This window comes from Shewanella sp. 3_MG-2023, assembly GCF_030548765.1.
Lineage (GTDB): Bacteria > Pseudomonadota > Gammaproteobacteria > Enterobacterales > Shewanellaceae > Shewanella.
Map to the genome: position 1 here is coordinate 57,974 of NZ_JAUOSH010000001.1, position 22,121 is coordinate 80,094.

General features: G+C 41.9%; 24 protein-coding genes and 1 other annotated feature. Of the genes, 4 read left to right on the forward strand and 20 right to left on the reverse strand.

Annotated features, from left to right (window positions below):
• The first annotated feature begins 162 nt into the window (after positions 1-162).
• Positions 163-516 carry a ribosome-associated translation inhibitor RaiA gene (raiA, locus tag Q4591_RS00245; RefSeq protein ID WP_102439283.1) on the forward strand — a complete coding sequence of 118 codons (354 nt, stop codon included), beginning with the start codon at positions 163-165 and terminating at the stop codon, positions 514-516.
• Between the two features lie 131 nt (positions 517-647).
• Positions 648-763, forward strand: a sequence feature (Phe leader region).
• 62 nt (positions 764-825) lie between these two features.
• The gene (gene pheA, locus Q4591_RS00250; RefSeq protein ID WP_102531399.1) at positions 826-2,781 is read left to right on the forward strand and encodes a prephenate dehydratase; all 1,956 of its coding nucleotides are present in this window, start codon (positions 826-828) and stop codon (positions 2,779-2,781) included.
• A gap of 100 nt (positions 2,782-2,881) precedes the next feature.
• On the opposite strand, the gene Q4591_RS00255 is transcribed toward pheA, so the two are convergent.
• From Q4591_RS00255 to ffh, 8 genes are all read right to left on the reverse strand, one after another.
• The gene (locus Q4591_RS00255) at positions 2,882-3,214 is read right to left on the reverse strand and encodes a hypothetical protein (protein WP_102439222.1); all 333 of its coding nucleotides are present in this window, start codon (positions 3,212-3,214) and stop codon (positions 2,882-2,884) included.
• Positions 3,215-3,322: 108 nt separating this feature from the next.
• The gene (gene tyrA / locus Q4591_RS00260; RefSeq protein ID WP_102439223.1) at positions 3,323-4,462 is read right to left on the reverse strand and encodes a bifunctional chorismate mutase/prephenate dehydrogenase; all 1,140 of its coding nucleotides are present in this window, start codon (positions 4,460-4,462) and stop codon (positions 3,323-3,325) included.
• 25 nt (positions 4,463-4,487) lie between these two features.
• Positions 4,488-5,561: a 3-deoxy-7-phosphoheptulonate synthase gene (locus Q4591_RS00265; protein ID WP_076542582.1), complete on the reverse strand. Its 1,074-nt coding sequence runs from the start codon at positions 5,559-5,561 to the stop codon at positions 4,488-4,490.
• Between the two features lie 249 nt (positions 5,562-5,810).
• Entirely contained in the window at positions 5,811-6,164 is a 354-nt protein-coding gene (gene rplS, locus Q4591_RS00270; protein WP_076542580.1) for a 50S ribosomal protein L19, read from the reverse strand.
• A gap of 35 nt (positions 6,165-6,199) precedes the next feature.
• Positions 6,200-6,946 carry a tRNA (guanosine(37)-N1)-methyltransferase TrmD gene (gene trmD / locus Q4591_RS00275; RefSeq protein WP_076542576.1) on the reverse strand — a complete coding sequence of 249 codons (747 nt, stop codon included), beginning with the start codon at positions 6,944-6,946 and terminating at the stop codon, positions 6,200-6,202.
• Between the two features lie 15 nt (positions 6,947-6,961).
• Positions 6,962-7,492, reverse strand: coding sequence for a ribosome maturation factor RimM (gene rimM, locus Q4591_RS00280; RefSeq protein ID WP_303445534.1), 531 nt, complete (start codon positions 7,490-7,492; stop codon positions 6,962-6,964).
• 18 nt (positions 7,493-7,510) lie between these two features.
• Entirely contained in the window at positions 7,511-7,762 is a 252-nt protein-coding gene (gene rpsP / locus Q4591_RS00285; protein WP_102439225.1) for a 30S ribosomal protein S16, read from the reverse strand.
• A 216-nt stretch (positions 7,763-7,978) separates the two neighbouring features.
• Positions 7,979-9,352, reverse strand: coding sequence for a signal recognition particle protein (ffh, locus tag Q4591_RS00290; RefSeq protein WP_102439226.1), 1,374 nt, complete (start codon positions 9,350-9,352; stop codon positions 7,979-7,981).
• Between the two features lie 266 nt (positions 9,353-9,618).
• Here ffh and Q4591_RS00295 point away from each other — a divergent pair, with 266 nt between their 5' ends.
• Positions 9,619-10,407 (forward strand): inner membrane protein YpjD, encoded by a 789-nt coding sequence (locus Q4591_RS00295; RefSeq protein ID WP_076542568.1) that lies wholly within the window; start codon positions 9,619-9,621, stop codon positions 10,405-10,407.
• A 101-nt stretch (positions 10,408-10,508) separates the two neighbouring features.
• Complete coding sequence (locus tag Q4591_RS00300; RefSeq protein WP_102439228.1) at positions 10,509-11,792, forward strand: HlyC/CorC family transporter; 1,284 nt, start codon at positions 10,509-10,511, stop codon at positions 11,790-11,792.
• Positions 11,793-11,870: 78 nt separating this feature from the next.
• On the opposite strand, the gene Q4591_RS00305 is transcribed toward Q4591_RS00300, so the two are convergent.
• From Q4591_RS00305 to rpoE, 12 genes are all read right to left on the reverse strand, one after another.
• Positions 11,871-12,413, reverse strand: a complete 543-nt coding sequence (locus Q4591_RS00305) for a DUF962 domain-containing protein (RefSeq protein ID WP_102439229.1) — start codon at positions 12,411-12,413, stop codon at positions 11,871-11,873.
• 156 nt (positions 12,414-12,569) lie between these two features.
• A complete protein-coding gene (gene acpS, locus Q4591_RS00310) occupies positions 12,570-12,950 on the reverse strand; it encodes a holo-ACP synthase (RefSeq protein WP_102439230.1) in 381 nt (126 codons plus the stop codon).
• A complete protein-coding gene (pdxJ, locus tag Q4591_RS00315; RefSeq protein ID WP_303458803.1) occupies positions 12,950-13,687 on the reverse strand; it encodes a pyridoxine 5'-phosphate synthase in 738 nt (245 codons plus the stop codon). Before pdxJ ends, acpS begins: the two co-directional genes overlap by 1 nt.
• 113 nt (positions 13,688-13,800) lie before the next feature.
• The gene (recO, locus tag Q4591_RS00320; protein ID WP_102439232.1) at positions 13,801-14,508 is read right to left on the reverse strand and encodes a DNA repair protein RecO; all 708 of its coding nucleotides are present in this window, start codon (positions 14,506-14,508) and stop codon (positions 13,801-13,803) included.
• A gap of 47 nt (positions 14,509-14,555) precedes the next feature.
• Positions 14,556-15,560 (reverse strand): GTPase Era, encoded by a 1,005-nt coding sequence (gene era, locus Q4591_RS00325; RefSeq protein ID WP_102439233.1) that lies wholly within the window; start codon positions 15,558-15,560, stop codon positions 14,556-14,558.
• Positions 15,557-16,237, reverse strand: coding sequence for a ribonuclease III (gene rnc / locus Q4591_RS00330; protein ID WP_102439234.1), 681 nt, complete (start codon positions 16,235-16,237; stop codon positions 15,557-15,559). The genes era and rnc overlap by 4 nt, the downstream gene beginning before the upstream one ends.
• Positions 16,237-17,151: a signal peptidase I gene (gene lepB, locus Q4591_RS00335; RefSeq protein ID WP_102519297.1), complete on the reverse strand. Its 915-nt coding sequence runs from the start codon at positions 17,149-17,151 to the stop codon at positions 16,237-16,239. The genes rnc and lepB overlap by 1 nt, the downstream gene beginning before the upstream one ends.
• A 208-nt stretch (positions 17,152-17,359) precedes the next feature.
• Positions 17,360-19,150 carry a translation elongation factor 4 gene (gene lepA / locus Q4591_RS00340; protein WP_102475611.1) on the reverse strand — a complete coding sequence of 597 codons (1,791 nt, stop codon included), beginning with the start codon at positions 19,148-19,150 and terminating at the stop codon, positions 17,360-17,362.
• 141 nt (positions 19,151-19,291) lie between these two features.
• Complete coding sequence (locus Q4591_RS00345) at positions 19,292-19,759, reverse strand: SoxR reducing system RseC family protein (protein ID WP_102439284.1); 468 nt, start codon at positions 19,757-19,759, stop codon at positions 19,292-19,294.
• Positions 19,760-19,940: 181 nt separating this feature from the next.
• The gene (locus Q4591_RS00350) at positions 19,941-20,873 is read right to left on the reverse strand and encodes a MucB/RseB C-terminal domain-containing protein (RefSeq protein WP_102439237.1); all 933 of its coding nucleotides are present in this window, start codon (positions 20,871-20,873) and stop codon (positions 19,941-19,943) included.
• A gap of 12 nt (positions 20,874-20,885) precedes the next feature.
• Positions 20,886-21,500: a sigma-E factor negative regulatory protein gene (locus Q4591_RS00355; protein WP_102439238.1), complete on the reverse strand. Its 615-nt coding sequence runs from the start codon at positions 21,498-21,500 to the stop codon at positions 20,886-20,888.
• Positions 21,501-21,524: 24 nt separating this feature from the next.
• Positions 21,525-22,103, reverse strand: a complete 579-nt coding sequence (gene rpoE, locus Q4591_RS00360; protein WP_102439239.1) for an RNA polymerase sigma factor RpoE — start codon at positions 22,101-22,103, stop codon at positions 21,525-21,527.
• Positions 22,104-22,121 lie beyond the last annotated feature (18 nt).

Consider the following 22,121-nt stretch of genomic DNA (forward strand, 5'->3'; position numbering starts at 1 on the left):
ATTGAGTTTCAAGACTTTTTAAGCGGTTTTTTAGCTAAATTGTCTAAGCGATCAAATATGAATCAAACAGTCTAAAAAGGCCTACAAAACGTGATTTAGATCACGATTTTTCTTTCAGAGCTTGGTAATCTGAACTTAAGCAAACAACAGAAGGTTCGAAATATGCTGAAAATCACTAGCAAGCAACTTGAAGTAACTGCACCGATTCTTGAACGTATCGAAGGACAAATTGAAAAACTCGCAAGACATGATCTACAACTCATTAACCCGCATGTAATTATCACTCAGGAAAAGCAGCTCTTTAAGATAGAAGCGTCAGTAGGCTTGCCAAGTGGAGAACTATTCGCCCAGGCGAAAAATGAAAACCTTTACGCAGCAATAACTGCAATGGGTAAAAAGCTGGAAAAACAGCTAAATCGCCTGACTCATAAACCCCAGGCTCAACGTCACGTTTCACCAACAACTGAAACCGATAATGATTTTGAGTATGTCTATAAGGAGGAAACCGCAGCTTGATGTTTTTTATTACTCTTAAACCAAAGCGCGCCCTCGGGTGCGCTTTTTTATGCAAACCATAAACAATGGGCAAACTTGATCATTATTTGATTGACACTGATAGCTTAGCGCTTTAATTTTACAGTATGAAAAATATCACTAGCCGCAATTTTATTTTCTTTTTTATTCAGCCCCCATATTGAGGCCGATTTTTTGTGTAAAAACGAAAATGAAATTTAGAGCCTCCCAACTGGGGGGCTTTTTATTATTAAATATTTAATGCTCGCTGTTCAACACCACGTCAGCTAAGCAGTCGTCATTGAGGCTATTATGAAAAAAGCGCCAGAATTGAGTCAGACCAGAGAACAAATTACCTCACTAGATAAGGACTTATTAGCCTTACTAGCCAAAAGGCGTGAATTAAGCCTTGATGTCGCCAGAAGTAAAGAAGTCGATGTTAGGCCCATCAGAGATACGCAGCGGGAAAAAGAATTATTAGAACGCTTAGTTCAACAAGGTAGAGAGCAAGGTTTAGATGCTCACTTTGTTATCTCACTTTATCAAAGCATTATTGAAGATTCAGTCTTGAATCAACAAGCCTTTTTACATGGCCGTGCTAACCCTGAAATCCAGCAACAACAATCGACCATCGCCTACCTAGGTGCTAGAGGCTCATACTCTTATCTCGCCGCCAGCCGTTTTTGTCAGCGCCGCCAAGTAGAAATGATTGATTTAGGCTGCCAAAGTTTTGATGAAATTATCAGTTCAGTTGAACTCGGCCATGCTGACTTAGGTTTTTTACCTATTGAAAATACCTCATCGGGTTCAATTAATGAAGTGTATGACGTGCTGCAACACACCTCTCTTTCAATTGTCGGAGAAACAACCATTGAAGTGGGCCATTGCTTACTCACCAAAAATAATGCTGAATTAGAACAAATCAAAACCGTATTTGCTCACCCACAGCCCATTAGCCAATGCAGTCAGTGGTTATCACAACATCCAAACTTAACGCTGGCCTATTGCTCAAGCAGTGCTGAAGCCATGCAGCAAGTCATTGACGCAGATGATGACAGTGTTGCCGCTATTGGCAGTGCTGAAGGCGGCGCCTTATATCAATTAAGTGCCACAGAAAAAGGGTTAGCCAACCAAAAAATTAATCAAAGCCGCTTTATTGTGGTTGCACGCAAAGCTGTAGCAGTGCCGTCACAACTGCCGGCAAAAACCACCTTGATTATGGCTACAGGACAAAAGCCCGGCGCGCTAGTTGAGGCGCTACTCGTATTAAAAGCCCATAACATTAATATGAGTAAGTTAGAGTCTCGCCCAATCCCTGGCACCCCGTGGGAAGAAATGTTCTACCTTGATGTTGATGAAAATCTTGCAAACCATGATATGCAGCAAGCCTTAAAAGAATTAGAAAGACTGACACGCTTTATAAAAGTGCTGGGCTGTTACCCTTGTGAAACCGTCAAACCAACTCAACTTAATAGTAGTCAGCTAGTGATTGAGCCAAATAGCTCTAAAGCCCCCAATAAAACTGCCAGTGACAATCTTGATGCCCCTAAGCATTCGAAGTTGTATCGACAAGAGCAGACCATTATTGAAACCAAACAGTGTGCCATTGGTGAAAAGGACTTAGTTGCGCTGCAACAAATGACCCTTACAGACACCGATGACTTATTTGCCGCTAAGGTGAAGCAGGTGAAAGAGTCTGGTTATCAAGGGGTATTGCTACAAGCTTCATCTACAGATAACTTATCGCCGTTAAACCTTAAAAACTATTGTCATATCGTTGAGCAAGCAGGCTTGTTCAGTGCCATTGAAGTTGACTCAGTAAGCAGCTTCGATATCGCAGTAAAGTCGGCCGATATGGTTTATCTTGCCGGTAAGGCGATGTTTGATAAAGAACTGTTAGATGCAGCTGGCGCTATCAGTAAACCGGTATTGCTTGAGCGCAATACTATGGCAAGTACCTCTGACTGGCTTACTGCTGCAGATAGAGTTTTAACCACGGGTAATCAACAACTGATCTTGGTTGAAGCAGGCATTAGAAGCTTTACTAATCCTGAGCAACTGTCATTGGATTTAGCCGGATTAATTGCAATAAAGCATCAATGCCACTTGCCAGTTATTGTTAATACCAGTTACGCGGTTAACAGCCCACTTTTACATCAGCAAGCCATAGCGGTTAAGCAACTACAGGCCAACGGGCTGATTCTGAATGAGCAACAACTGGCAGAGGCAGATGACCAACATCACTTGCTACACGAGCTTCATCAATAAAACCAGCAACCAACCGCATCGTTTATCCAAACCATGCGGTTGCTTTTAGCCCAATAAAAAACCGAACTTTAAGTTCGGTTTTTTATTGGTTAATCAACAATTAATACATGCTGACATTATCATTTAACCCAAGCCATCCTTTAAAAATACGATAACTAAACCAGCCTAAAGCTAATACAAATATCGGGACACTAAGCCATAATTGAGGAGTAAAATAGCCTAAGATCAATAATGGCATCAAACCTGTCATGCTATTACGTTGCCATCTTAAATGAGAGCCCAGCAAAGAGCTTGCTGGAATACGGTTTTGAGAAATATTAATTAATAAACTGAAAAACACTGGTAAAAAAAAGAGTGGAAAGGCGCTCATTAGTGCATATAAAAAATGCCCAAGCGATAAATCTTCTGCGGTGTAAACCTCAGTATTTGTCATTAGATTATCACTCCTATTAGTCCGAAAAAAAGAGCTGCTTAAAAGCAGCTCCCTTTAACCTTAATCCCTGTTTGATGATTTCGCAATATTATTCAGCGTTAACTCGGATTAATTGGTCTTCATATCATTGACAGACTGTAGCATAGCGCGGCTTTCTTGCTGAAATTGTGGCGCAAAATCCCCAAACCATTTTGCAACTTGCTCAAATTGAGACACGAATTCATCTCGATTGCCGGTCTTAAGTAGTTGAAGCGCTTGACCATAGTTATCGAGATAATCACTAATGGCGACTTGGCTACCTTCTTGGGCAAAAATAATATCAGCATACAGCTTTGGATCTTGAGCAAACAAACGCCCCACCATAGCCAACTCTAAACGATAAATAGGCGAACTAAATTGTAAAAGAGTCTCAATATCGGCCTGCTCTTTACATAAGTTCAAACCATAAACAAAAGTTGAAAAGTGACGCATGGCTTGCACTAGTTGCATGGCTTTATCATGCTTTTGTGCATCTTCGTTAACAATGCGTGCACCCCAAATAATAATTTGATCGAGCAACCATTGATAAGCTTGGGGTTCACGGCCATCACACACCACCACAACCTGTTTTGCTAAACTGCCCACATCAGGGCCAAACATTGGGTGTAAACCCACTACAGGGCCATTGTGAGCGGCAAGCATGGCATTTAAAGGCTCAGTTTTAATTGAGGTCAAATCAGCAAGAATACAATCATCAGCTAAATTGTTTAATTGATTGCTGATCACCTCGCAAGTGACATTAATTGGCACGGTAACGATCACCATGCCAGCGCCATCAAATAACTCGTCTGCGCGATGCCAGTCGTTTTTATCAAGGCTTTTTACAGTATAGCCAGACAGCGTCAGCATTTGACTAAATAAACCACCAAGTTGGCCTTCACCACCAACAATGACAATATGACCAAGATCCGTTTTTACTTGCTTAAATCCGACATCTTTTTCATTCAAATAGGACTCACGCATTAAACGACGTAAAATATCTTCAATAAGTTGCGGTGAAACATCCATCTCACTGGCTTCTTTACGGCGTTTCGCCAACATTGACGCTTCACGCTGCGGTGCGTAAATCGGCACCCCAGCAGCATGCTTAACCGCCCCGACTTGAGCAACAAGATCTAATCGCTTACGTAATAAATGCAGTAGTTGCTGATCAACGCCGTCAATGAGCTCACGCAAATTGTCTAAATCTAAAGTGGTTTTTTCATTCATCGCTTAAATCCATCCATCGCCGCGTTTATGCTGCGAATCGATTAGGTAATACTGTTTTAAGTAAATTAGCATTGCTACGCAACAATGTCTCAGTAGTTTGCCAATTTATACAAGAATCGGTTACCGATACCCCATAAGCCAGTTCTGACAGAGGCTTATTGCTGGATTGATTACCTTCATTTAAGTGACTTTCAAGCATCACCCCAATAATTGAACGGTTACCTGCATGTATTTGTTTAAATACATCCTCGCAAACTAGTGTCTGTCTTGTATAGTCTTTTGATGAATTGCCATGACTACAATCAATAATCAATCTGGCATTTAATTTGGCTTGATGTAACTGCGCTTCACACTCTGCCACACTGTCAGCATCATAATTAGGTGTTTTGCCACCACGTAAAATCACATGGCCATCGGGGTTACCTGCAGTTTGCAGTAATGACACTTGCCCTTGCTGGTTAATGCCCATAAAGCGGTGGCTGCTTGCCGCAGATTGCAGTGCATTAATCGCCACTCCAAGTTTACCGTCAGTGCCGTTTTTAAATCCTACTGGCATGGATAAGCCAGATGCCATTTCACGGTGAGTTTGCGACTCTGTGGTTCTGGCACCAATGGCCGACCAAGTCACCAGCTCTGACATATATTGTGGGCTAATGGGGTCTAACGCTTCAGTCGCTACCGGCAGCTCGAGCTCTGCAAGCCAAATCATCAACTCACGCGCCATTCTCAGTCCCTTTTCAACATCGAATGACTCGTCCATATCAGGATCGTTGATAAGGCCTTTCCAACCTACTGTCGTGCGTGGTTTTTCAAAGTAAACCCTCATCAAGATATAAAACTCATCACTGAGATCATCATGTAATTTTTTAAGCTTTAGGGCGTATTCTTTGGCAGCATCGATATCGTGAATAGAACATGGGCCAGTAACGATTAATACTCGATTGTCACGTTTGTGGACAATATCGGCAACGGTTTTACGTGCGTCAAGAATGTACTGATAAGCGTGATCAGACAGCGGCAATGCTTTTTTTAATTCTGCTGGGGTGACCAGTACTTTCTCTGAACTAATATGAACGTTATTAATCGTATCTTGCTGCATGATATTTCTCACTTCTTAAAAAATTATTTCTGTCTTGGGGCTATCGCGTAAACCATGACTGCACTAACTGACCTTACCAAAAAAGTAACACCGTACCGCTACACCATTACAAGGTTGGGCTAACTATGCCTTGGATTAAGCCACTAATCAACCACTAAATTTAATTTTCTCCAAAAACACAAAAACCCGCCATAAAGGCGGGCTATTGTGCGAACACTGCATCTAATTTTTTTAAGCGGGTAACTAGTCTTACTTAGTTGCCAACTTTTCACGGATACGTGCAGATTTACCTGAACGATCACGTAAGTAGTAAAGCTTAGCACGACGAACACGACCGCGACGCTTAACTTCGATGCTAGCTACTAGTTTACTGTGCGTTTGGAAACCACGCTCAACACCTTCGCCATTAGAGATTTTACGTACTGTAAATGCAGAATGAAGACCACGGTTACGCTTAGCGATAACCACACCTTCAAACGCTTGAAGACGTTCTTTGTTGCCTTCAACTACACGTACCTTAACTACTACTGTATCACCAGCACCAAATTCAGGTACATCTGTTTTCATTTGCTCTTCGTTGAGCATTTTAATGATGTTGTTCATAACTTACTCCGTTCTAGAAATAACTGGGCTTATGACTACACAGGTTTGTCTAAATTTTTGACAAACTCCGCTAAAAGAGTCTTTTGTTCGCCAGTCAGAGCTAGATTTTCAAATAATTCTGGTCGTCTTAAAAAAGTCCTACCAAGACTTTGTTGCAACCGCCAGAGTCTAATTTTTTTGTGGTCACCGCTTAAAAGCACTGCTGGTACACCGACACCATCTAAAGTTTCAGGGCGTGTATAGTGTGGACAATCCAATAAGCCATCAGAGAAAGAGTCTTGCTCTGCTGACGCTTGCTTACCTAGTACACCAGGTACTAACCTTGCAACTGAATCAATTAAGGTCATCGCCGGTAATTCTCCGCCCGAAAGCACATAATCACCAATTGACCACTCTTCATCAATTTCAGATTGAATAATACGTTCGTCAACACCTTCGTATCGACCACATACCAACACTAAACTTGTTGATTTACTTAACTCAGAAACGCCTTGCTGATCCAGCTTACGTCCCTGAGGTGATAAATAAATCACCTTTGCACCGTCACCTGCCGCAGCTTTCGCTGCATGAATAGCATCGCGTAACGGTTGCACCATCATCAACATGCCTGGACCACCACCGTAAGGTCGGTCATCAACAGTGTTATGTCGATCATGGGTGAAATCACGAGGATTCCACGTTTGCAACTCTAACAGGCCGTTTTTAACGGCTCGACCCGTGACTCCAAAGTCTGTAACGGCACGAAACATCTCAGGAAACAGGGTTACTACCCCTAACCGCATATGATGTACCTCGACTTAAAAGTCTGGATCCCAATCCACTAATATCTGTTTGCTTTGCAAGTTCACCTCAAGGACGAACTGCTCAGGGACAAAGGGAATCATTCGTTCCGCTTTGCCAAAAGCATCTTTTACGTTAGCTTTAACAAGGAGTACGTCGTTCGATCCTGTTTCCACGATCTGCTCGACTTCACCCATGTTGTAACCTTTGGTGTTAGTCACAGTACAACCAATCAAATCTCGCCAGTAGAATTCATCTTCTGACAAGTTTTTCATTTGGTCTGACTGAATGGCAATCTCACAATTTGTAAGTGCTTGCGCATCCTCTCGTGTATTTACGCCTTCTAAGCAAGCCACGAGTGCTTTACCTTGAAAACGCCACTGAGAGACCTTAACCTCACGCCATTCACCTTGTTCTTTTATGTACCAAGGGGAATATTCAAAAATACCTTCAACAGAATCGGTATAAGAGGTGATTTTCATCCAACCTTTAATACCATGACTAGAACCTATTTTGCCTAGTACGATGGGTTGTTGATTACTACTCATCTTTATACCTTAACGCTATTAAGCAACAGCTTTACGAGCGTCTTTGATCAATTTTGCTACGCGATCTGAAGTTGCAGCACCAGTTGCAACCCAATGATCAACACGATCTAAATCTAAACGTAAAGTTTCTTCTTGACCTTTAGCTAAAGGGTTGAAAAAACCAACACGTTCGATGAAACGACCGTCACGTGCATTGCGGCTATCTGCTACAACGATACTGTAAAATGGACGCTTTTTTGCGCCGCCACGAGCTAAACGAATGGTAACCATGCGTTTTATTCCTCTAATGATTTGCTAGAAGCAAAAATAAAAAACTGGGACTCCGTGTTCGCGAAGGGCCCCAGTAGAAAGCCGGAAGATTTTACCTGACTTTTCAACTATTGCAACCAAATCCGACGATTTTTACATCGAAGGCTAATGCCTGCAATAGGTCAAAATAAATCTAACCGGCGGTATTTGAATAGATATCCATGAAAAACTTAGGCATTAACGTCCTGGAAACTTCATTCCCGGAGGCATCATACCGCCCATACTGCGCATCATTTTTTTCATGCCACCTTTACCTGACATTTTTTTCATCATTTTTTGCATTTGAGTAAACTGCTTCAAAAGACGATTAACATCCTGAATTTGAGTGCCAGAACCTAAGGCAATACGACGTTTTCGTGAACCTTTAATGATATCAGGACGCTTGCGCTCACCTGGTGTCATTGAATTAATAATAGCTTCCATTTGGCCGGTCATCTTGCCATCTTGAACTTGGGCTAACGCTTCGGGTGGTAATTGGCCTACACCTGGCAGCTTTTCAATCATGTTCATCATGCCGCCCATATTCTTCATTTGCAGCAGTTGTTCGCGAAAATCCTCTAAATCAAAGCCGCCACCTGATTTCACTTTTGAAGCAAGCTTCATGGCTTTGTCTTTATCAACGCCACGTTCTACTTCTTCAATGAGTGAAAGCACATCGCCCATACCAAGAATACGTGAAGCAATACGCTCAGGGTGGAATGGCTCAAGGGCATCAATTTTTTCACCGACACCTAAGAATTTAATCGGTTTTCCAGTAATATTACGAATCGATAACGCCGCGCCGCCACGTGCATCACCATCAATCTTTGTCAGGATCACACCGGTTAACGGTAATGCTTCATTAAATGATTTTGCAGTATTAGCTGCATCTTGGCCAGTCATAGCATCGACAACAAAGAGCGTCTCTACAGGATTAACGGCTGCATGAAGGTCTTTAATTTCATCCATCATCGCTTCATCAACATGCAAGCGACCTGCGGTATCGACAATCACAACATCAATGAACTTAAGCTTGGCATGGGCAATCGCGGCAGTAGCAATATCTACTGGCTTTTGGCTCACATCCGATGGGAAAAACTCAACTTCTACTTCGGTGGCTAAGGTTTCTAGCTGTTTGATCGCTGCAGGGCGATAAACATCGGCACTCACTACCAGTACTGATTTCTTTTCGCGTTCACGTAAAAATTTAGCCAGTTTGGCAACACTGGTGGTTTTACCCGCACCTTGTAAACCTGCCATCATTAATACTGCTGGCGGTTGACTAGCGAGGTCTAAGGCTTCATTGGCCTCACCCATTGCAATTTCAAGTTCGTTTTGGACAATTTTAATGAATGCTTGTCCTGGACTTAAACTTTTTGACACCTCTTGACCAACAGCGCGTTCTTTTACACTGTTAACAAATTGGCGTACCACTGGCAAAGCAACATCAGCCTCAAGCAGCGCCATGCGCACTTCACGTAAGGTATCTTTAATGTTGTCTTCGGTTAAGCGACCACGACCACTAATATTCTTGAGGGTGCGTGACAGTCTGTCAGATAGATTCTCAAACATGCGCTGCTGTATACCTTAAACGATTCCATAATTGGCGCCCATTATACCCAAACTACTTCAATATGCGACATCAGCCTGCGCTATCAGATTTGATATTCATCATCTTTCGTAAAGAATTTGCAGTTAAATGATGGAAACTGTTAAATTTTGAGTCTTAGGTCACTCCACTATTGGGGGGCGTTCGTGTTAATCTTAACTAACTAAAGATGTGCTGATTTTATATTGTAAAAAACAACGGCACTCATAACTTGATAGGTTTATTCCAGATGGTCATTTTCCCAGCTTCGGCGATGTTGTTTTATTGCATTGCACTTATTTTAGTGACAAGCCGACTTTTCCACGCAGAAGGTCCCAATCGCAAGCTCGTTGCTATCTTTGCATCTATTGCCGTTGTGCTTCATGGCATTGCATTATCACAAACCATTTTTACCGCTGATGGGCAAAACTTTAGTTTAACCAATGTGATTTCACTGGTTAATTGGATTATTGCCTTTAGCTTTACCATTATCATGCACCGCTTAAAAGTGATTGTTGTGGTGCCTGTGGTTTATGCTTGCTCAGTTATTTCGGTTGCTGTGCTGTGGCTCATTCCCCCTCAATACATCATCCACTTTGATGTTCACCCAGAAATCCTAGCACATATTGTATTATCGCTTATGGCCTACAGTGCCTTGATGATTGCAGCTTTGTACGCTATTCAGTTGTGGCTAATCCAAAATAAATTGAAAAACAAGAAAACCATGATGAGCCCCGGCATGCCGCCATTAATGACAGTTGAAAAACAGCTGTACCATTTGGTGACTATCGGAGTGATGCTACTAACATTATCACTGGCGACAGGGTTTATCTTCTTGGAAGATATGTTTGAAGATGGCAAAGGTCACAAGGCTATTTTATCAATTATGGCCTGGGTGGTTTACTGTGTGATGCTTTGGCAGCATTACAGCATCGGTTGTCGTGTTCGTACAGCTGTAATATATACCTTATCTGGGGCAACGTTACTTTCTCTGGCTTATTTTGGCGCACGAATCGTTACTGAAATTATTTTACGATAACCGTATATTTGGTTGAATAGTATGAACCAAGCTTGACACTCATGACGAATGATTGATACTCATCATTCGTCTTTTTTTTACTACAATAACTGGAGCCATTTTTGGACGCTATTTCTACCAGCGCACTCCTCTTCTCTCTGTTGGTGTTAATTTGTATCTCAGCCTATTTTTCGGGTAGTGAGACCGCCATGATGACCTTAAATCGCTATCGCTTACGTCATTTAGCAGCTAGCGGCCACAAAGGTGCTATTCGTGCACTAAAAATGTTAGAGCGACCCGACCGCTTAATTGGCCTGATTTTAATTGGTAATAATCTGGTTAATATCTTAGCCTCAGCTATAGCAACCATTATTGGCATGCGCTTATTTGGTGACATGGGCGTAGCTATTGCCACAGGTGTTTTGACTTTGGTGGTTCTCATCTTTGCCGAGGTCACCCCAAAAACCATTGCCGCCTTACACCCTGAACGTATTGCCTTTCCGTCAAGCTTGCTATTAAAAGCCTTACTGTCGATATTATGGCCGCTAGTTAAAGTAATTAACTTAATCACTTCTGGTTTTTTACGGGTATTAGGAATTAAAAATGTCAGTGTTAATGATGCCCTTAGCCAAGAAGAATTACGCACGGTTGTTCATGAAGCTGGGGCATTGATCCCGCAGCGACATCAAGAAATGCTTTTGTCGATTCTAGATTTAGAAAAAGTCACGGTTGAAGACATTATGATCCCGCGCTCAGACATTTATGCCATTAACGTTAATGACGAATTCAAACTGATTAATAAACAGGTGACTCAAAGCCCGCACACACGAGTGTTGGTGTATCGCGATAATATCGATGATGCCGTCGGTTTTATCCACCTGCGTGATGCCTTAAGACTGCAGTCAAAAGAAGAATTTAGTAAGTCGACATTATTAAGAGCCGTAAAAGAATTGTACTTCATTCCAGAAGGCACGCCGTTAACGGTACAACTGTCTAACTTTCAGCAGAATAAAGAACGTTTTGGCTTAGTAGTGGATGAATATGGTGATATTCAAGGTTTGGTGACGTTAGAAGATATTCTTGAAGAAATTGTCGGTGATTTCACCACTTCAATGATCACCACTGCCAGTGAAGATATTGATATTCAACAAGATGGCAGTTTCATTATCGAAGCCAGCATCACCATACGTGACTTAAATAAAGAAATGAAATGGGATTTTGCCATCGATGGACCTAAAACCTTAAATGGGTTGATCATCGAACACCTTGAAGAGATACCATCAGCCAGTACTCGCCTTAAAATAGGCCGCTATGACATTGAGGTTTTAGAGGTATCAGATAACATGATTAAAACGGTAAAAGTCATACCGGATGCTGCGCTTACTGAAGTTGAGCAGGATGACTAACATTAGTTAGTTTTAAGCTATTAAAAAGCTAAAAAGGCGCATTGAGCGCCTTTTTTAATACCAAAAATTCAATCAAACTTATGCGGTTTGACGCTTTTTAGCCTCTAACGCTCTGCGTTTATCCCGCGCTATTGGGGTGATTTCTTCTTCAAGTTCTTTGCCAAAGCCAAGCATAAAATACAACTCTGCCATTAAAAAAAACGGCCCTATCAAAAGTTGATTTAAATCGTCAATAAAAGCTGGTTTGGCTTTTTCGTATTTATGGCCGATAAACTGAATCGCCCAACCAACAACAAATACAGCAATGGCCACAAGCCAGCCCGCCCCATGCTGCGCTGCCAGCGTAGTGGTGATAAGCACTGGAACAATAAAAATCGTTAATCCTAACGCTAAACCTTTATGCAAGATGAAGTAGTAAATTAAAGTACCGATAGCAAACGCGGATGCCACATTCACATTGATATACAAATTTGGCAAAGACAGCAAATTCACCGGTATAAAATTTAACATCAAAAATACTGACCAGATAATCAGCGGTACGCCGATGAAATGGGTGCGAATATTATTCGGGTTTAAGTGCACACTTTTATAAGTTGCTAACTGCTCGACCGCTGATTTCATATCACCACCTTTAGTTGTTAGTTTTTGTGAGTAATGGTTAACTCACGTTAACTTACCCTATCGATATCAGCAAACTCAAGTTTCGCCCTAAAAAGACTCAACCACAAAAAAGCGCATTAAGCGCCTTTAGATATTTAATATTAACAATTTCAGTCACTAAGACTCAATAATCACAGTTGCAACGGCATAATGCTGCTCATCAGCAATAGTAATATGGCCGCGGGTCGCGCCTAGTTGCTCAAGCCTTGCTAATGCACCATCAGTAAAGCTAATTAGTGGCGCACCATTGTCATCATTACTGATATGAATATGCTGAAATGAAACTCCGCGGCCAATACCAGTGCCTAAGGCTTTCGCTGCGGCTTCTTTTGCAGCAAAACGTTTTGCTAGGTATCGATGGGCTATTTTTGAAGATTGGTAAATTTCAAGCTCTGTAGGCGTGAGTACACGTTTAGCTAACTTATCCCCTAAACGGGCATATTGCAGCTCAATGCGGTTTATCTCAATAATGTCTGTACCAATACCCACAATGGCCATTATTCGCCTCTACGCCCTTCTAGCATTAATGTTTTCATATCTTTTACTGCAGTCGCTAAACCGTCAATGGCTGCTCTAGCGATAACAGCATGCCCAATATTTAACTCATACAACTCAGGGATAGCTGCAATAGCTTTGACGTTATGGTAATGCAATCCATGTCCTGCATTAACAATCAAGCCTTTACTGTGAGCATATTTGGCCATTTCAGTAATGCGCGCCAACTCTATAGCCTGCTCAGCATCCGTTTCAGCATCGGCATAACAACCGGTATGGATTTCAATATAAGGTGCGCCCGATGCTACAGCAGCATCTATTTGGCTTTTGTCGGCATCAATAAATAAAGATACCTTGATGCCTTCTGCAGCTAACGTCGTGACAGCTTGAGTGATTTTATCAAGTTGACCTGCCACATCTAAGCCACCTTCTGTGGTCAGCTCTTCACGCTTTTCTGGCACTAGGCAGGCATAGGCGGGCTTGACTTCACAGGCTATCGCAATCATTCCATCGGTAACGGCAAACTCAAAATTCATCCGCGTTTTAAGGGTTTTAGCCAACAAATACACATCACGGTCTTGAATATGGCGGCGATCTTCTCGTAAATGAATAGTGATGCCATCTGCGCCAGCATGTTCTGCAACCGCTGCGGCATGGATAGGATCAGGGTAACTGGTTCCACGAGCTTGACGAAGAGTGGCAATGTGATCGATGTTAATTCCTAATAAAATTCCACTCATTGTGGCTCCTTAATTGGCAAAACTGACTCGCTAACTAGCAAATCTAAAAAGTAATATTTCAAACTAGTGGGCCTATTCTAATGTAAACCACTGGCTGCTCATATATTAAAAAGTTATTGTTTAATAAATAACTTACGGCTAAGTAATGGCTTACCGCCTAATAGCGGCGTTAACAGATAGCGCATGAGCCCTTTGGCTTGATTTAGGTGCTCTGGGGTTAATTGTTTTTGCTTGAGCTGAATGAGCATCTCACCAGCGAGCAAGTTACGACTGCTTGTAAAATGCTCTGATGCGGCTTGATTTACGACAGCAAAACCGGCATCAGTAACAAAACGATAGCTGCAACCTGCCATGATCATCTCACCTAAGGTGTCGTAGTCCAGTGATGGCAAAGCACCTAATTCTAAAAGTAGCTCCATCTCAAAATAGCGTAAATGACTGGAACTAAATTGCTGCGCCAAGCCCATTAAACTGCGGTGATAATGCAGGAATAACCCTTCAGCATGTTGGCCTGAATTAAGTACCCTAACCAGCAGCTCATTAAGATACATAGCAGAATATAAACTTTCAGCTTTAAGGGGTAATGCCGGCGCTGCGGGTTCAACTTGGGTAATAAATTTAAGCGAAGAATCAGTAGAGCCTGATTTGCTATTGAACTGGAATATCAGCGGCTGAAATGGCTGAATGATACTTTTAAGGGATTTTTTTCCGCTACCTACTCTGACTAAGGCATCGACCCTTCCTACATCATCAACTAACAGGTTAACGATCACACTGGATTCTCTGTATGGTCGATGATGTAGTATGTACCCCCTTAACATAGCAGGGTTACACAGTCGCTAAAGTCGGTATTAAGTAAAGCATCGGCTTAGTCTTCACCATAGCCTAAGCTTCGTAAAGCACGTTCGTCATCTGCCCAGCCTGACTTAACCTTAACCCAAACTTCTAAGAAAACTTTATTATCAAACAAGGTTTCCATATCAAGTCGAGCTTGGGTGGCGATAGTGCGGATACGCTCACCTTTATTACCGATAACCATACGTTTTTGGCCCGTACGCTCGACCAAAATCAAAGCGTTGATTTGATAAACGCCGTTTTCCATCATTTTGAACTGTTCAATCTCAACGGTGGCATCATAAGGCAATTCATCACCTAAGAAGCGCATTAGCTTTTCACGGACAATTTCTGATGCCATAAAGCGTTGCGAACGGTCAGTGACGTAATCTTCTGGGAAATAAAATCCAGCTTCAGGTAACGACTCACTGGCTAAATCTAAAATTCGTTGAATATTCGTGCCTTTAGTAGCCGAGATAGGCAGAATTTCATCAAATTTAAACTTAGCAGATAACTTTTCAAGATAAGGGAATAAAGACTCTTTATCTTTAATATTATCGACTTTATTGATAGCTAAAACCGTTTTACGCTGACCACTGCCTTGCTCTAATTTCTTGAGCACCATCTCATCATCTTCAGTCCACGTCATGCCATCAACCACAAACACAACCATGCAGACATCAGCAAGCGAACTTGCTGCAGCACGGTTCATGAGGCGGTTAATCGCACGCTTTTCTTCAATATGTAAGCCTGGAGTATCAACAAAAACAATTTGCCTAGCTTCATCGGTATGGATACCCATAATGCGATGACGAGTGGTTTGCGGTTTTTTAGAGGTAATACTGACCTTCTGCCCAAGTAACTTGTTCAGTAAGGTCGATTTACCCACATTAGGGCGGCCGACAATAGCAACCATGCCACAATAGGTGATCTCGTATTTTGCTGTAGCGGCTGGCGCAGCGCCATTCATCCTTGCCAATAATTCATCTAAACTCGGCTCAACTGGTGAGTTCTCTGGCAAGTCTGTTTTTTTGGTCATTTATTAATAAGCTCCAATACCTGAGCGGCAGCTAGCTGCTCAGCTTTTCTTCTTGAAGTACTGACGCCTGTCACTACTTTATTGATTTCTGCTACGCGACATTCAACTGTAAATGTCTGGTCATGGGCCTCACCTTTTACATCAACAACATGGTATTCAGGTAAGGGCTTTTTATAACCTTGCAGATATTCTTGTAAAATCGTTTTCGGATCTTTTTGATTGATGCCAGGTTTGATTTCAGCCAAACGCTGCTGGTACCAGGTCAGTAATAACTTACGACATGTCTCTATGTCAGCATCTAAATAAATCGCCCCGATAATTGCTTCAACCGCATCAGCTAAAATAGACTCACGTCTAAATCCACCACTTTTAAGCTCGCCAGGGCCTAAGTAGAGGTAATCGCCTAGCTTAAATTCTTTTGCGATAACCGTTAAGGTTTCACCTTTGACTAAGGTGGAACGCATACGGCTTAAATCACCTTCAGTAGCCTTAGGGAACTGATGATAAAGGGCATCAGAAATAATGATTGATAAAATCGAGTCACCTAGAAACTCTAGGCGCTCATTATGTTTTGATGCAGCACTACGATGAGTTAATGCCTGAGTTAATAAATCAACATTAGTAAACTCATAACCCAGCGTACGACACAGTCGCGGTAAGTTTTTAATTGGTTCCATTACTTGATCGCACCTACTCTGTCAAAACGCACCCCGGTTGGTACCCATGTTGGTAACCAACTACTTGCAGGTCGTTCAAATTCAAAACTAATCCAAATCGCTACCGCTTTACCTACTAAGTTAGCTTCAGGGACAAAGCCCCAAAAGCGGCTATCAGTGCTGTTGTCACGGTTATCACCAATGGCAAAGTACTGACCTTCTGGCACAATAAATTCACCCACTGCCGTACCCGGTTGCTCAAAGAAATGTGAGCTAAAATCAGGGCGAGATGGGTTGATTAAAATATCATGTTCGACATCAGTTAACTGCTCGGTATAGCGAGATAACGACACACCTTCATGGGTAAACTCACCACGATTAACTGGCGTTAGCTTAATTGCTTTTGCTGGCGGACAATTTGTTGCTGCATCACATTTAGGCTGAATAAGAAATTGCTTATTTTGGTAAATAATACGGTCACCGGGTAAACCAACCACTCTTTTAATATAGTCTATTTCAGGCTGCTGAGGATATTTGAACACAAACACATCGCCACGCTCAGGCTCACCTGTTTCAATTAGCTTGCTGCGAAAAACGGGGTCACGTAAACCATAACTGAATTTTTCTACCAGAATAAAATCACCTACCAGTAAAGTCGGTTTCATTGAGCCTGATGGTATTTGAAATGGCTCATAAATAAATGAACGCAATATCAATACAAATGCGATAACCGGAAAAATTGAATGGGCAAATTCAACCAAGGTTGATTCACGCGTAATGCTGTATTTTGCATCATCACTCAAATTAGGTTGCTTTGCTTCTGCAAGGGCTAAGCTTTCACGACGTTTAGGGGCAAATATCGTTGCATCGATTAACCAAATTAACCCACTCACAAGGGTTATTATGGTTAAAATAAGAGAAAAATGGGCTGCCATTGAAATTTAAGCTCCTGCCTTTAACACTTTCAAATAATAGTTTAATGAATAAACCGCTGAATAATGAGTATCCTATGGAATACATCGTTAAGCACTAACTGTAATGTTACAAATTATACGAATAAACCGTTGTTGCAAAATTAACTTTTGCTAATGACAACGCCGCAAACTGCGGCGTTATCTGAACTCTAATGAAACCTATGCAGGATTAATCATTAAGTTTCAATACAGCTAAGAACGCTTCTTGAGGCACTTCAACGTTACCAACTTGCTTCATGCGCTTCTTACCTTCTTTTTGCTTATTTAGTAGTTTCTTCTTACGCGAGACATCACCACCATAACATTTAGCGGTAACGTCTTTACGCATTGCTTTAATGTTTGAGCGGGCAATAATCTGACTACCCACCGCAGCTTGAATCGCGATATCAAACATCTGTCTTGGGATCAGCTCTTTCATTTTATCAACTAAAGCTAAGCCGCGATGACGAATGTTTGAACGATGAATAACCATTGCTAGCGCATCAACTCTGTCACCATTGATCAAGATATCTAAACGCACCATATCCGCTTCTTCAAAACGAATAAAGTTATACTCTAATGAGGCATAACCACGACTGGTTGATTTCAATCTATCAAAGAAATCCATGACGACTTCAGCCATTGGCAATTCGTAAGTCACAGAAACTTGATTACCGTGATAAACCATATTGGTTTGTACGCCACGCTTCTCGACACATAAAGTGATAACGTTACCCAAGTACTCTTTAGGCACCAACATGTTTGCTTCAACAATAGGTTCACGGATCATGTCGATGTTATTGATTGGCGGTAAATCTGATGGGTTATCTACATACACCACCTCACCATTGTTCAATTGAACTTCATAAACAACCGTCGGTGCTGTGGTAATCAAATCAAGGTTGTATTCACGCTCAAGACGCTCTTGAATGATTTCCATGTGCAATAAGCCAAGGTAACCAATACGGAAACCAAAACCTAATGCTGAAGATGATTCAGGCTCGAAAAACAGCGATGCATCGTTCAAGCTTAGCTTGTTTAATGCATCACGGAAGCTTTCAAACTCATCTGTCGAAATTGGGAATACACCGGCATAAACTTGCGGTGTAACCTTTTTAAACCCAGGTAAAGGCTCTTCGGCACCATGTTTAGCGTGAGTTAAGGTATCACCTACTGGTGCGCCGTGAATTTCTTTAATGCCCGAAATAACAAAGCCAACTTCACCGGCTTTAAGCTCAGGTGTATCTGTTTGTTTAGGCGTAAAGATACCAACACGGTCAGCATTGTAGTTTTGACCGGTAGACATAACTTTAAACTTGTCACCTTTTTTCAAGACGCCATGCTTAATACGTACTAACGAGACAACACCAAGGTAACTATCAAACCATGAATCAATAATCAGCGCTTGAAGTGGTGCATCGATATCACCTTCTGGTGGTGGGATATCCGATACGATGACTTCTAGTACATCTTTAATACCGATACCCGTTTTAGCTGAGCAGCGCACAGCTTCCATAGCATCGATACCAACAATATCTTCGATTTCTGCAGCGACACGCTCAGGATCGGCTTGAGGTAAATCGATTTTATTTAAAATCGGTACCACATCAAGATCCATTTCTAAGGCGGTGTAACAGTTTGCAAGTGTCTGTGCTTCAACGCCTTGACCGGCATCAACTACTAGCAATGCACCTTCACACGCAGCAAGTGAACGGGATACTTCATAAGAGAAGTCAACGTGGCCGGGTGTATCAATGAAGTTCAGCTGATAAGTTTCACCATCATCGGCTTTATAGTCGAGGGTAACACTCTGCGCTTTAATGGTAATGCCGCGCTCACGTTCGATATCCATAGAATCGAGAACTTGAACGTCCATTTCACGGTCTGATAAACCACCACAAAATTGGATAAGGCGATCAGACAATGTTGATTTGCCATGGTCGATATGGGCAATAATTGAGAAGTTTCTAATGTGTTTCATGTGGGTGAAATGGCTACTACTAAAATGGTGGATATAATGAGGTCGAATTGTACCTGATAAAGGGGTTAATACCAATCACAATCAATAACTGGACAAAAAACAATAATAAAATCACCCTTCATATCTGATAAATAATGCTATCTACCCCCGCGAAAGGCTGATCCCTTGGCCTAAATACGCTGTAATGATGGGCGTCGAGGCTTTTTCAAGCGTTAGCGCTTTGCTTTTACCGGCTTTCCAAGCCATGAAACTGCCTATCGCTGCAAGCATCATTGCGCCATGGTCAGTGTTGATATCCAAAAGACCAGCTAAGCCCTGCCCCATAATAGCGCCTAAAAATAACCCAACTAAAGGAGTGATATAAACCAGCATTGCTGCTTTTAATATCACGGATTCAGGCAGAGCAAGTTTCAGTAAATCACCCGCTTCGCAGGCTTGTTCTGCCATCAGAGAGAATTGCTGCTTTTTAATCGAAAAGGCTTTAGCAACCGTTGAGGTGCCACAATTGTCACTGCTTGAACAATGATTACAAGCACTCTTAAGTTCAATCTCAACGGTGACCCACCCTTTGGGATCGTAAGCGATTACCGTCGCCACCTCCTCCAACATCGATTGCGATAATGCTGGAGGTGATTGAGGTTTTTGCGCTGATGTTGAGTCTACTTGTTGAGTCATAGCGAAAGGCGCCCTGTAGGTTAAGTGCTAGTGATTCTAGCACTTATTTTAACGCTTGTTTTATGGCCAGTTACTTTAATACTCGTTATTTCAAGACCATTTATTTCAAGAATCTTTATTTCAACACTAGGCTTTTAGCAATACGATTAAGCGTATCTGCAGGCACTTTACCCACAGCAACTACTTCAACATTGCCCACTTGCTCAACCACCATTGAAAGGCCGTTGCGGGTAATTAGCTCATCAGGCATTGGACTATCACCCATTCTGGCCACATACACTGAAATGTTAACTAAGCCATCGGTTAAAGCGATATATTCAACTGATTCATCACTTCCAAGTAAGCGGTGATGATCTTTTACTACTAAATGAAACCCTGCAGGTAACCAAGTAAATTGCCAATTCTGTCCTTCAATCCGTTCAGCTGGGTTCATCACAGGCGGCAGTTCTTGCTTTTCAGCTTCGACTAAAATGCTCGCTGGCTCACCAAGCTCTATTAGCTCAATGACCATCATTTGCTCAATAAGCTGTTTGTCTTGGTTAATCATGTCATAACGCAGTGGTAAATGGGTTTCCATGTCCACCCAAACTTGTGACATAAAGCGGTGTTCATCTACCGGAATAATGCGGATCATTTGCCCAGGGCGCCCAGCTATACGGCTTCTTCCACCTAAAACAAATTGATACCCCTGCTCTAAAGAATTGATATTAGATGCAAAAATAGCAGGCCAAAGACCTTGAATACGGGGAGCGCTGATGCTGTATGCCGGTTGGTCATGCTCAATAAATGTTACCGTATCAGCAACTCTGACCGCATTTTTAGGGGGGCCATTGAGGTACTCTAGAAAAGCGACTTCTTTATCATTGACCGTACCATGCAGATAAACCAGTGGTCGTATGTGGTCGGCTTGCAGTTGAATAATAGAAGATTTGAATTGTTTGGTTTGTAATGCTTGGCTCATACTTTCAAGCCAAGCTTTCGCTGATTTTTCTTCTTCGGCAATACTAGGGAAAGCCAATACAGCAAGTACTAACAGGATTAGACGCAAGCTAACTCCGAATTAATGATTAAAATCGTTTAGTTCAATTTCGCTATTGTTGTCCACAACCGCACCTGAATTCAACCTTTGTTGTAGCATATGGTCTTGGATATAAGAATTTATACGGCGACGTTGCTCAACCATATTATCGTTACTGATATTAGATTGATTTTGTACAGCCCCAGTTTGGAGACTAACAGGTGACGCAGTCCCAATTAAAGGACGAGTATTTAACACAGGTAATGGTGAGTCGACACTTGGGTCTTGCTCATAATTTTGCACACCAACAATTGCTACCATAGCCACAGTTGCAGCAATTGCATATTGACCAAACTGTTTGAAAAACGGTACCACATTATCTTTCTTAGTCTCGTTCACGGTTTCAGTATCATGTACTGAAGTTGTTTGAGTCTGAGGTGCAATAATGGCTGGCTCTAATTCTATTGCCGCTGCAATATTAGCAGAAAGATCCAAATCAATTGTCTGTGGTAACTCGCCGCGCATTGCATCGCCTATCATGTGATAGTTTTGCCATTTGCTATGTGAGCCTTCGTCTGCTGACAATTCCGCTAATGTTTTTGCATCAACTTCGCCGTCAACTGCTGATGAAACCCATTCTTGACCTGATTTAAGCATTTTTCACCCATGTCATAAAGACTGTTACTGTTCCAGCAAAGGCTGGAGTTTTTTATCGATTGATTCCCGTGCGCGGAAGATCCTTGATCTCACCGTCCCAACAGGACAATCCATGATATTGGCAATATCCTCGTAACTCATACCATCGAGTTCTCGTAATGATATTGCAATTTTCAATTCTTCTGGCAACGTTTCTAACGTTTCAAAAATCACCCGATTAATTTCATCTGATAACACCAAGCGTTCTGGTGAAGCAAATTCCTTTAATGCATCGCTGCCTTCGTAGTATTCAGCTTCTTCGGCGTCAACACTGTTAGCCGGTGTTTTTCTGCTCTGAGAAACCAAATGATTTTTTGCAGTGTTTACTGCAATGCGGTAAAGCCAAGTATAAAAAGCACTTTCACCCCGAAAGTTGGGTAATGCACGGTAAGCTTTAATAAAGGCTTCTTGTGCAACATCTGCTATGTCCGCTTGGTTTCGTATGTATCTCGAAATTAAGCTCATTACCTTATTTTGGTATTTTTGGACTAGCAAATTGAAGGCGTTTTTATCACCACGCTGAACACGTTCAACTAACTGTTGATCACTTATTTGTCCACTCATCCGAGCCGACTACTCCTA